This window comes from Pseudomonas sp. PME37.24/025 (genome assembly GCF_055556615.1).
The window spans coordinates 358943-371207 of record NZ_JBVHNK010000004.1 but is presented as its reverse complement, the minus strand read 5'-3'; the positions used below and the strand labels follow the sequence as shown (position 1 = coordinate 371207).

The 12265-nt window shown below is 59.9% G+C and carries 10 protein-coding genes; 1 reads left to right on the top strand and 9 read right to left on the bottom strand.

From position 1 onward, the window contains the following. Positions 1–147: 147 nt before the first annotated feature. Positions 148–2058, top strand: coding sequence for an esterase EstP (estP, locus tag ACZ3HH_RS10375; protein ID WP_465804313.1), 1911 nt, complete (start codon positions 148–150; stop codon positions 2056–2058). 169 nt (positions 2059–2227) lie between these two features. On the opposite strand, the gene trpE is transcribed toward estP, so the two are convergent. The 9 genes from trpE to ACZ3HH_RS10330 all read right to left on the bottom strand — a co-directional run bounded on the left by trpE (position 2228) and on the right by ACZ3HH_RS10330 (position 12205). Next, positions 2228–3709 carry an anthranilate synthase component I gene (gene trpE, locus ACZ3HH_RS10370; RefSeq protein WP_465804312.1) on the bottom strand — a complete coding sequence of 494 codons (1482 nt, stop codon included), beginning with the start codon at positions 3707–3709 and terminating at the stop codon, positions 2228–2230. 70 nt (positions 3710–3779) lie between these two features. Then, positions 3780–4598 (bottom strand): phosphoglycolate phosphatase, encoded by an 819-nt coding sequence (locus ACZ3HH_RS10365; RefSeq protein ID WP_465804310.1) that lies wholly within the window; start codon positions 4596–4598, stop codon positions 3780–3782. Next, complete coding sequence (gene rpe, locus ACZ3HH_RS10360; protein ID WP_007906892.1) at positions 4595–5269, bottom strand: ribulose-phosphate 3-epimerase; 675 nt, start codon at positions 5267–5269, stop codon at positions 4595–4597. The genes ACZ3HH_RS10365 and rpe overlap by 4 nt, the downstream gene beginning before the upstream one ends. Before the next feature lie 86 nt (positions 5270–5355). Beyond that, the gene (locus ACZ3HH_RS10355) at positions 5356–6504 is read right to left on the bottom strand and encodes an iron-containing alcohol dehydrogenase (protein WP_465804307.1); all 1149 of its coding nucleotides are present in this window, start codon (positions 6502–6504) and stop codon (positions 5356–5358) included. A gap of 222 nt (positions 6505–6726) precedes the next feature. Continuing rightward, the gene (locus ACZ3HH_RS10350; protein WP_258617533.1) at positions 6727–7551 is read right to left on the bottom strand and encodes an ABC transporter permease; all 825 of its coding nucleotides are present in this window, start codon (positions 7549–7551) and stop codon (positions 6727–6729) included. Positions 7552–7563: 12 nt separating this feature from the next. After that, the gene (locus ACZ3HH_RS10345) at positions 7564–8811 is read right to left on the bottom strand and encodes an ABC transporter permease (protein ID WP_460144373.1); all 1248 of its coding nucleotides are present in this window, start codon (positions 8809–8811) and stop codon (positions 7564–7566) included. Between the two features lie 169 nt (positions 8812–8980). Then, positions 8981–10024: an ABC transporter substrate-binding protein gene (locus tag ACZ3HH_RS10340; protein ID WP_465804305.1), complete on the bottom strand. Its 1044-nt coding sequence runs from the start codon at positions 10022–10024 to the stop codon at positions 8981–8983. Between the two features lie 47 nt (positions 10025–10071). After that, positions 10072–11196 carry an ABC transporter ATP-binding protein gene (locus ACZ3HH_RS10335; RefSeq protein ID WP_460144371.1) on the bottom strand — a complete coding sequence of 375 codons (1125 nt, stop codon included), beginning with the start codon at positions 11194–11196 and terminating at the stop codon, positions 10072–10074. Positions 11197–11563: 367 nt separating this feature from the next. Continuing rightward, on the bottom strand, positions 11564–12205 hold the full coding sequence (locus tag ACZ3HH_RS10330) for a response regulator (RefSeq protein ID WP_174160275.1): 642 nt from the start codon (positions 12203–12205) through the stop codon (positions 11564–11566). Positions 12206–12265 lie beyond the last annotated feature (60 nt).

Below are 12265 nucleotides of genomic sequence, written 5' to 3'. Positions count from 1 at the left end.
CACAGTAACTTAGCTGGGCAGAGCGTGCAATATGGCCGGGGCGACAGCTTGCGAAACAAACGAAGGGTTCACGACAGATGGCAAAAGGCCGAAAGTTTTTGGTACTGTCGTTTCGTTTACTACAACAATAAATAAACGGACTTGCTCATGATCAAACAGACGTTGTTTGTACCGCTCGCTGGATGTCTGCTCGCTGCTGCCTGTGCCCAGGCGATCGCCGCGCCCAATCCTTATTCGAATTTCGTCGTCTTCGGCGACAGCCTCAGCGATGCCGGGACCTTCACCGATACCGGCGGGCCTGCCGGGGCGACCCAACGTTTCACCAATCGCACCGGCCCGGTCTACCTGGACGGCAGCGGTGAAGTGCGCTCGCTCAATGCCACGCAAATTCTGGGCGGGAGACTGGGGTTCTCACCGGACCAGACGGCGTCTTCTTCCTCGGCGGTACGCGCCAACGAAGGCTTGCCCGATGGCAACAACTGGGCGGTTGGCGGTTATCGCACCGACCAGATTCTCGACTCGATCACCAGCACCTCCGCCACCGGCGAACGTACCCGCGCAGGCTATCTGCCGTCGAACAACTTCCGCGCCGATCCGAACGCACTGTATTACCTCTCGGGCGGTGGTAACGACTTCCTTCAAGGTCGCGTGACCAGTCTGCCCCAGGCCAGCGCCGCCGCCGATCGCCTGGCCAGCAGCGTGCAAACCCTGCAACAGGCCGGTGCCCGCTACATCATGGTCTGGTTGCTGCCGGACATCGGCTTTACCCCGGCTTTCAACGGCACGTCTCTGCAAGCGTTCACGTCCCAGCTCAGCAACCAGTTCAACAGCGAACTGGTGAGCCAGCTGCAAAGCGTTAATGCCAACGTCATTCCGCTGAACATTCCGGTGCTGCTCAAAGAAACGTTCGCCAACCCGGCGCAATTCGGTCTGGCCACCGACCAGAACCTGAGCGCCACCTGCTTCAGCGGCAACAGTTGCACCGAGAACACCCGCTACGGGATCAACAGTGCCACCCCGGACCCGACCAAACTGATCTACAACGACTCGGTGCACCCGACCGAAGCCGGGCAACGCCTGATTGCCGATTACGCCTATTCACTACTGGCCGCGCCATGGGAACTGACGCTGCTGCCAGAAATGGCCCAAGGCACCGTGCGCGCGCACCAGGATGAATTGCGTAACCAGTGGCTGGCCGATTGGGAGAACTGGCAAGGCGTCGGTCAATGGCGCGCCATTGTTGCCGGCGGCGGCCAGCATCAGGATTTCGACAGTCAGCGCAGCGGCGCCAGTGCTGACGGTAATGGCTACAACCTGAACGTCGGTGGCAGCTACCGGCTGAATGAAGCGTGGCGTGTTGGCCTGGCGGCTGGCTTCTACAATCAGAAACTCGAAGCCGGTGATAACGATTCGGACTACAAGCTCAACACGTACATGGGTACGGCTTTCGCCCAGTACCAGCAGAACCGCTGGTGGGGTGACGCGGCACTGACGGCCGGGCATCTGGACTACGACAGCCTCAAACGCAAATTCCAACTGGGGGTCAACGAGCGAGGGGAGAAAGCCGATACCGACGGTTATGTACTGGCCTTCAGCGGCCGGCTGGGTTACGACATCGCACCAGAAGCAACCAGCCCTTGGCACCTGTCGCCGTTCGTCAGCGCTGATTTCGCCAAGGTTGAAGTCGACGGGTACTCGGAAGATGGCGCTGACTCCACCGCGCTGACCTTCGATGACCAGTCGCGCATCTCTCGGCGCCTGGGTCTCGGGATTCAGGGCAAGTACCAGATCACCCCACAGACCCAGGTGTTTGGCGAACTGGCTCACGAACGTGAGTACAACGACGACACCCAGGACGTGACCATGAACCTCAACAGCCTGCCGAACAACCACTACACCCTGGCCGGCTACACTCCGCAGACCAACCTGAACCGTTTGGACCTGGGCGTGAGTCACAACCTCACCAAGGATCTGGCGTTGCGCGCCAGCTACGATATCCGCAAGGATGATGACTTTACCCAGCAAGGCATTAACGTTGGGGTAGCGTTGGACTTCTAAATCCCGGGCAATAAAAAACGCGGCGCCCTCACAGGTGCCGCGTTTTTTTATGGTGGTGAGATCCATGTGGGAGCGAGCCTGCTCGCGATAGCGATGGGTCAGGCAACATCAATGTCGGCTGTGCTGGCCCCATCGCGAGCAGGCTCGCTCCCACAGGTATTGCGTGAACTCAGGTGTCCGGCGTCTGCTCAGCCAGGGCCACGGCGCGGAACATGGCGCGGCGCTTGTTCAGGGTTTCTTCCCATTCCAGCGCCGGCACCGAGTCGGCGACGATGCCGCCACCGGCCTGCACGTGCAGTTCGCCGTTCTTGATCACTGCGGTGCGGATCGCAATCGCCGTGTCCATGTTGCCGTTCCAGGCGAAGTAACCCACCGCGCCACCGTAGACGCCACGCTTGACCGGCTCCAGTTCGTCGATGATTTCCATCGCGCGAATCTTCGGCGCGCCCGACAAGGTACCCGCCGGCAGGATCGCCCGCAGCGCGTCCATCGCTGTCAGCCCGGCCTTCAATTGGCCAGTAACGTTGGACACGATGTGCATCACGTTGGAATAACGCTCGATGACCATCTTCTCGGTGAGCTTCACCGAACCGATCTCCGAAACGCGACCAGTGTCGTTGCGCCCCAGATCGATCAGCATCAAATGCTCGGCGATTTCCTTGTCGTCCGACAGCAGGTCTTTCTCCAGCGCCACGTCAGCCTCTTCGTTGGCGCCTCGCGGACGGGTGCCGGCAATCGGGCGCACGGTGATCAGGTTGTCTTCGACCCGCACCAGTACTTCCGGCGAACTGCCGACGACGTGGAAGTCACCGAAATTGAAGAAGTACATATAAGGCGTCGGGTTGAAACAGCGCAACGCCCGGTACAGGTCGATAGGCGCAGCCTTGAAGTCGATCGACATACGCTGGGACGGCACAACCTGCATGCAGTCACCGGCCAGGATGTATTCCTTGATGGTGTCGACGGCTTTTTCGTAATCGTCCTGGGTGAAACTCGAACGGAATACCGGATCAGCCGATTGCTGCTTGCTGAAGTCCAGGCCACGGCGCGGAGTGATGGGCTGACGGAGTTGTTCCAGCAGCGCTTGCAGACGCGCCTGGCCTTGCTCGAAGGCGTCTTCCTGCGCCGGATCGGCCAGGACGATCGCGTGCATCTTGCCGGCGAGGTTGTCGAACACCACCACCGCATCGGACACCATCAGCAGAATGTCCGGTACGCCCAGTGGATCCGGGTTCGGGCATTTGCCCAGACGCTTCTCCACATAGCGCACGCAGTCATAACCGAAGTAGCCCACCAGGCCGCCATTGAAGCGCGGCAGACCGGAGATGGTCGGCACGTTGTAGCGCGCCTTGAAGGTTTCGACGAAAGCCAGCGGGTCTTCAACATCGTGACTTTCGATCTCGACGCCATCGTGAGTCACGCTGACGTGGTGATCATGTACTCGCAGCACGGTGCGGCACGGCAGGCCGATGATCGAATAACGGCCCCATTTCTCGCCACCCTGCACCGACTCCAGCAGGTAGGAGTTGGGCTCGTCGGCCAGCTTCAGGTAGATCGATAGCGGCGTGTCGAAGTCGGCCAGGGTTTCGCAGGCAAGCGGGATGCGGTTGTAGCCGGCAGCGGCCAAACGCAGGAATTCTTCGCGGATCATGAGGTGCCTCGTGGCTTGAGGGTCTAACGGTCAGGTATGCAAACGCGCCGGTACGCCGGCCAGGAACAAGTCAGGCGCGCCAACGCCAACGGGCCAGGGCCTTGATGACTTTCATCCAGAGTTTGCGAGTGACCACCACGATGGCGTTTCCAGCAGGGGGTTGAACAGCGTCGGGCAACGTTATCTCAGCGGCCGGATCCAGGCAACCGGGAATTAGTTTGCGCAGATCGTCGATCACCAGCGCCGGCGACTCTTCGGCAATCGGCCGACCGTGGTTATAGCCATAACTGAGGGCCACGCATTTGACCCCCGCCGCTTTCGCCGCCAGCACATCGCTGCGCGAGTCGCCGACGAACAACGATTGAGACGCCGGAATGTTGGCCATTTTCATCACGAAAAACAGCGCGGCCGGGTCAGGTTTCTTGTTCGGCAGGGTGTCGCCACCGATGATCCATTTGAAGTAACGGCCGATCTTCATCTGATCCAGCAGCGGCGCGACAAAGCGCTCCGGCTTGTTGGTGATCAGCGCCATTTCGACGCCTTGTTTGTTCAGCCACTTGAGGGTGTCACGCACGCCGGGGTAAACCACCGTCAGTTCGTGACCGTCTTCATAAAAGCCGTTGAACAATTCCAGGGCACGCTCGGCCTCGACCTCATCGACACCCTCGGCGTCGATGTGGTTGGCCAAGGCCCGGCGCACCAGCATGTGCACGCCGTTGCCAACCCACTCGCGCACCGGTTCGATACCAGCAGGTTGACGCCCGAGCTTGAGCAGCATGTTATCCACAGCCGCCGCGAGGTCGGGGACCGAATCGACCAGGGTGCCATCCAGATCGAACATCACCAGCCGCGGCAGACGCCCGGGGAACAGCTGCTCAAAACCACTCATGGGCGAGCCAGCGCCAGTTCGGAGCGCATTTTTTCAATCACTTCCTGATAGTTCGGCGCATTGAAAATCGCCGAACCGGCCACGAAAGTGTCGGCGCCTGCGGCGGCGATTTCACGAATATTGTTCACATTCACGCCGCCGTCGATTTCCAGACGAATGTCACGCCCGGAGGCATCAATCAGTGCCCGCGCTTCACGCAGCTTGTCGAGGGTACCGGGAATGAACTTCTGCCCGCCAAAACCTGGGTTGACGCTCATCAGCAGGATCATGTCGACCTTGTCCATTACGTACTTGAGCACGTCCAGCGGGGTTGCCGGGTTGAACACCAGCCCTGCCTTGCAGCCGCCTTCGCGGATCAATTGCAGGGAACGGTCGACGTGCTGCGTGGCTTCCGGGTGGAAAGTAATGTAGGTCGCACCGGCTTCGATGAAGTCACCGACGATGCGGTCCACCGGGCTGACCATCAAGTGCGCATCGATCGGCGCGGTCACGCCGTACTTGCGCAGCGCGGCGCAGACCATCGGGCCGATGGTCAGGTTGGGCACGTAATGGTTGTCCATGACATCGAAGTGCACGAAGTCGGCGCCGGCGGCCAGGACGTTGTCCACTTCCTCGCCCAAGCGGGCGAAGTCGGCGGAGAGAATCGACGGAGCAATGACGAAGGGCTGCATGACGCACCTTTTTTGAGCAGAATCACGATGGCGCGCATTGTATACCTCATGCTTTGACGCGCGCACCGTGCTGCGATGATTGGGTACTAATAGGCCGCTCGGTAGATCTTCTCGATATCGATGGCACTCAGCTTGCGCGGATTATTGCGCATCAGGCGCTCGATGCCGGCGGCTTCCACGGCCATGGCCGGGATCGCGTCCTCGGGCACCCCGAAACTGCGCAGGCCCAATGGGATTTCCACCGCGGCGCACAGCTCGGTCATCGCCTCCACGGCTTTGTCCGCCGCGTCGTTGGCGCTCAGATGAGCGGTCTTCACCCCCATGGCCTCGGCAATATCCTGCATGCGCTCCACGCAAGCCATCTTGTTCCAGGTCATGACATACGGCAGCAGCAAGGCATTGCTGACGCCATGGGCAATGTTGAAACGCCCACCCAGCGGATACGCCAACGCATGCACCGCGCCGACCCCGGCATTGCCGAACGCCATGCCGGCCATCAGGCTGGCGGTGGCCATGTCTTCGCGGGCTTGTAGATGAGAGGGATTGGCGTAGGCCTTGGGCAGCGCCTTGGTAATCAGTTTGATCGCGCCAATGGCCAGGGCATCGGTGATTGGCGAGGCATTGAGCGACAGGTAGGACTCGATGGCGTGCACCAGCGCATCGACGCCACTGGCAGCGGTGACACTGCGTGGGCAGGTCAGGGTCATTTGCGGGCTGACCAGCGCCACGTCCGGCAACAGGTAATCGCTGATAATGCCCTTCTTCAGCTGCGCGACCTTGTCGGAGAGGATGGCCACGTTGGTCACTTCCGAACCGGTGCCGGCAGTGGTCGGGATGGCAATCAGCGGCGGGCCTTTGCGCGGCACCTGATCGACGCCAAACAAATCCTCCAGGGCGCCGTGGTAACCGGCATAGGCTGCAACACTCTTGGCGATGTCGATGGCACTGCCTCCACCAAGACCGATCAGCCCGTCATGCCCGCCTTCACGGTAAACCCGCATGCAATCTTCGACGATGGCGATCTCCGGGTCCGGCAACACTCGGTCGAAAATCTCGTAACTGCGCTCGCCCAGCTGCGCCAGCGCCAGCTCTACCGTACCGGACTTGACCAGTGCGGCATCGGTGACGATCAACGGGTTGTCGATGTCCAGACGCGTCAATTCGGCCGCGAGTTGCTCGATGGCACCTGCGCCGGTGATCAGTTTGTGAGCGATTTTGAAAGAGGAAAGACTCATATGCGCAGCCTCTTATAGATAGGGGAGCTGGGCACAATAGTAGCTGGGGATTGGGGTTTGTCTGCTATTGAGGCTGTGAATGAATGGAAATCCCGAACATCACACAAAACACCTGTGGGAGCGGGCTTGCCCGCAATGGCGTCATGACATCCAACATCAGTGTTGACTGATACACCGTCTTCGCGAGCAAGCCCGCTCCCACATTTTGAGCTGTGTGTAATTTCAGACCTGTGCGGTGCGCAGTTTTTCGCTGCGCCCGCGCAGCCATTCCAGCGTCAGCAACAGGATCACCGAGAACGCGATCAACAGCGTCGCGGCAGCGGCGATCGTCGGGCTGAGGTTTTCGCGGATGCCGCTGAACATCTGCCGAGGCAAGGTCGCTTGTTCCGGACCGGCAAGGAACAGCGTCACCACCACTTCATCGAATGAGGTGGCAAAGGCAAACAGCGCACCGGAAATCACGCCCGGCGCAATCAACGGCAATGTCACCCGACGAAACGCGGTCAGCGGCGAAGCCCCCAGGCTTGCAGCGGCCCGCACCAGGTTCTGGTTAAACCCCTGCAAGGTCGCCGACACCGTGATGATCACGAACGGCACGCCCAGCACGGCGTGCACGACGATCAGCGAGAGATAGCTGTTGCCGAACCCCAGTGGGGCAAAGGTCAGGTAACTGGCTACACCAATGATCACCACCGGTACCACCATCGGCGAAATCACCAGCGCCATCACCAGCGGTTTGCCCGGGAAATCGCCCCGGGTCAGGCCGATCGCCGCCAGCGTGCCGAAGATCATCGCCAGTACCGTCGCTGCCGGGGCCACGATCATGCTGTTCTTCAACGAACGCATCCATTCGGCCGAAGCAAAGAAGTCCTGGTACCAGTGCAGTGAGAAACCTTGCAGCGGATAAACCAGAAAACTCCCCGAATTGAATGACAGCGGAATGATCACCAGCACCGGCAAAATCAGGAACAACAGAATCAAGCCGCAGAGAATCCGCAAGCTGTAGAACCACACCCGTTCGATGGGCGACATATAAGGACTCAGCATTTCATTCTCCCCTTAGCTCAGGCGCAGGCGACTGGCACCCACCAGCCAGCTGTAAATCAGATAAAGCACCACGGTCGCCAACAACAACAGCCCACCGAGTGCGGTCGCCATGCCCCAGTTGATGCTGGTGTTGGTGTAGAAGGCGACGAAATAACTGACCATCTGATCGTTCGGGCTGCCCAGCAACGCCGGGGTGATGTAGTAGCCGATGGCGAGGATGAACACCAACAGGCAACCGGCGCCGACACCGGCATAGGTCTGCGGGAAATACACCCGCCAGAAACTGGCGAACGGGTGGCAGCCGAGGGAAATCGCTGCCCGCATGTAGGTCGGCGAGATGCCTTTCATCACGCTGTAGATCGGCAGAATCATGAACGGCAGCAGGATGTGCACCATCGAGATGTAGACCCCGGTGCGGTTGAACACCAGCTCCAACGGCTTATCGATGACGCCCATGGCCATCAGACCGCTATTGATCAAGCCGCCCGATTGCAGCAACACAATCCACGCGGCGACCCGCACCAGAATCGAGGTCCAGAACGGCAACAGCACCAGAATCATCAACAGGTTGCTTTGCCGCGACGGCAGGTTCGCCAGCAGGTAAGCCAACGGATAGGCCAGCACCAGACAAATCACGGTGATGATCAAGCCCATCCAGAAAGTCCGGGCGAAGATGTCGAGGTAGATCGCCTGATCCGGGGTGGCCGGAGCGATTTCGCCGAGGTCGTCAATGCGGTGATCGACGGCGGCCAGCAGGTAATAAGGCGTCACGCCACTGGTGTTGCGGCGCACGACCTGCCAATAGGCCGGATCGCCCCAGCGCTCGTCGAGGCCTTCCAGCGCTTCTTTATAAGAAGCCGGCTCAGTGGCGAACGGCAAGGCGCGTGCGGTTTTGGTCAACAGGCTGCGGTAGCCGGCCAATTCCATGTTCAAGCGTTTGGACAAGTCGCCCAAGGTCTGATTCTTGCGGGCTTCGGCGAGGTCTTCGCTGGCGGCCTTGTACACAGGCTCCGCCGGCAGGCCTCGGCCGTCCCAACTGGCGATGGCCGCCACGGTGCGCGGCATGACGCCGACCACTTCCGGGTTACCAACGCTTTTGTAGAGCAGCGCCACGATTGGCACCAGGAACACCAGCAACAGAAACAGCACCAACGGCGCGATCAAGGCTTGTGCTTTCCAGCGGTTGATCCGCTCGGCGTGCTTGAGCCGCTGCTTCAAGGTGGGGTCAGTGCCCGCGTTCACGGGAACGGCGATAGCCATGGCGTACTCCGGAAATCTTTGATTATTGCTGAGGCATACAAACAACCTGTGGGAGCGAGCTTGCTCGCGATGGGGGCATTACATTCAACATCAATGTTGACTGACCCACTGCTATCGCGAGCAAGCTCGCTCCCACAAGGATTGCGGTGTTCAAACCACAGGGTATTGCTTACTTCGCAGCCCAGGAATTGAAGCGCTGCTCCAGTTGCTCGCCGTTGTCAGCCCAGAAGCTGACGTCGATCTGCACCTGGTTGGCGATGTTTTCCGGGGTAGTCGGCATGTCCTTCAGAACATCCTTGGACAGCAATGGAACGGCTTGGGTATTGGCCGGGCCGTAGGCAATGTTTTCCGAGTAGGTCTTCTGTTGCTGCGGAGCCACCGAGAACGCGATGAATTTCTTCGCCGCTTCGGCACGGGTCTTATCCAGGCCTTTTGGAATCGCCCATGCGTCGAAGTCGTAGATACCGCCGTTCCACACCACTTTCAGGTTGCTTTCTTTCTGTACCGCCGCGATCCGGCCGTTGTAGGCCGAGCTCATGACCACGTCACCGGAGGCGAGGTATTGCGGCGGTTGCGCGCCGGCTTCCCACCACTGAATGCTTGGCTTGAGCTCATCAAGTTTTTTGAACGCGCGGTCCTGACCATCCTTGCCGGCCAGTACTTTGTAGACGTCCTTCGGCGCAACGCCATCGGCCATCAAGGCGAATTCCAGGGTGTACTTGGCGCCTTTACGCAGGCCGCGTTTGCCCGGGAATTTCTTGGTGTCCCAGAAATCCACCCAGCTGGTCGGTGCGGATGCCAGCTTGTCGGCGTTGTAAGCCAACACGGTCGACCACACGAAGAAGCCCACGCCGCAAGGCTGAATAGCACCTTTGACGTAGTCTTCAGACTTGCCGAACAGCTTCGGATCGAGCTGCTCGAACATGTCTTCGTCGCAACCACGGGACAGTTCCGGCGATTCAACTTCCACCAGGTCCCAGGACACGCTCTTGGTGTCGACCATGGCTTTGACCTTGGCCATCTCGCCGTTGTACTCGCCAGCGACGATTTTGCCGTTGCCCGCTGCTTCCCACGGTGCGTAGAAGGCTTTGACCTGCGCCGCCTTGTTCGCCCCGCCAAAGGACACCACGGTCAGGTCCGGGCCCGCCGCCATCGCGTGCGCCGCACCGATCATGCCTACGACCAGGGCGGTGAATTTCAGGGATCTCAACATTTATTGTTCTCCAACTGCAGGGTTAGTGTTGGTGAAGCAGGGGGCGATCAATGCGCCTCTAGAAGTGGGTCGAGCGCGCGAACGTGTTCGACCTCCCAGCCAAGCGGTACCACATCGCCGACAGCCAGCGCGGGATCGAGCTCGGCAATCGGTTGTTTCACGAAGAAGTCGGTCTTGCCGCAGACTTCCAGGCGAACCCGGACGTGGTCGCCCAGATAGATGAATTCCGCCACCCTCCCTGAGAAGCGGTTGACGCAGGACTCGCTCGAACCATTGAGGCTCACGCGTTCCGGGCGAATCGACAGCGTGACGGGTTCGCCGGTCTTGCCGACATTGACTGCGAGCGCTTCGACCTTTTCGCCGCGACCGAGCTCGACCACACAACGATCGCCGGTGTGACTGTGCAAGCGACCGTTGAGGCGGTTGTTCTCGCCGATGAAGTTGGCGACGAAGGTATTTTTCGGCTCTTCGTAGAGTGTGCGCGGTGGCGCGATCTGCTGGATTTCGCCCTGGTGGAACACTGCAACGCGATCGGACATGGTCAGGGCTTCGCCCTGGTCGTGGGTCACATAGACCACAGTCACGCCGAGGCGCTGGTGCAGGTGTTTGATTTCCATCTGCATGTGTTCGCGCAGTTGTTTGTCCAGTGCACCGAGGGGTTCGTCCATCAGCACCAGTTGCGGCTCGAACACCAGAGCGCGAGCCAGGGCCACACGCTGCTGCTGACCGCCGGACAGTTGCGCCGGATAACGCTGGGCGAAGGTGTCGAGCTGGACCATGCTCAAAACACGCTTGACCCGGTCACTGACATCGCTCTTGTTCAAGCCGCGCACGGTCAGCGGGAACGCCAGGTTCTCGGCAACCGTCATGTGCGGAAACAACGCGTAGTTCTGGAACACCATGCCAATGTCGCGCTTATGCGGCGGCACGTTGTTGATGGAACGCCCGGCCAGTTGAATCTCCCCGGCGGTCGGCGTTTCGAAACCGGCGAGCATCATCAGACTGGTGGTCTTGCCGGAGCCGGACGGCCCGAGCAAGGTGAGGAATTCGCCTTTGCGAATCTCTAGGTTGAGGTCTTTGACGATCAGGTTCTCGCCGTCGTAGCTCTTTTGCACTCCACGAAAGCTGACCAGAATATCGCTGGCCCCTGCGCTTGAATCAACCTGGCTCATACCCACACCTTTGTTATTGATGACTGCTGTGGACTAAGCCTAGTGGACGCTGGGAGCGGCGCAAATCGGGGCGCAGGAGAGAATCGCCTCAGCCGGATGGAAGATTGGGGGTAGGGATTGCCCTACAAGGATGGCGGGGATGGATATGTCGATTCGGGATCGCGACAGGCGGTGGGCTGCAAGCCACAAAAACAGGCAAAAGCGGCTTTGTGTGCATGTCGCAAATGGACATGCCACCGCGGCCCTGTGGGAGCGGGCTCGCCCGCCATGACGGTGGAACATTCAAAAATCCTATCGACGGACAAACCGCAATCGCGGGCAAGCCCGCTCCCACAGGGATTTGCAGTGAACCCGTGGATGGGGTGTATCAGAGGAGTTTGTGTTCCATCGCGTACTTCACCAGTTCGGCCAGGGAGGTGATGTTGAGTTTCTGCATCAGCCGCGCCTTGTGGGTGCTGATGGTTTTGCTGCTCAGGGCCAGTTGCTGGGCGATGTCGTTGACGTTGGCGCCTTGGGCCAGGCGTTCGAATACCGAGAACTCACGCTCCGACAGCAACGAGTGTAACGGCCGCGAATCAGTCAGGCCGACTTCGAAGACCATCCGGTCGGCCAGGTCCGGGTCGATGTATCGCCCGCCCGCCGCGACTTTGCGGATTGCCGTCAGCAGCAATGCCGGATCGCTGTCCTTGGTCGCATAGCCTGCGGCGCCAACCTTCAACGCCCGAGCGGCCATTTGCGCTTCGTCGTGCATCGACAACACCAGAATCGCCGGGGGATTGTTCAGCGCGCGAATCCGCGGAATCGCTTCCAGGCCGTTGACCCCGGGCATGGAGATATCCAGCAATACCACTTCGCAGGGAACATGACGCAAGGTCTCGAGCAACTGCTCGCCATTGCTCGCCTCCCCTACCACCAGCAAGTCCTTGGCCAGGCCGATCAGTTGCTTGATGCCTTCGCGAACGATGGTGTGGTCTTCGGCTACCAGTACACGGATCACGTTCTTCTCCATTCTTCTTATGTCAGAGCCAAGATCATTCGCGAGCAAGCCCGCTCCCACATTGGATTTCGG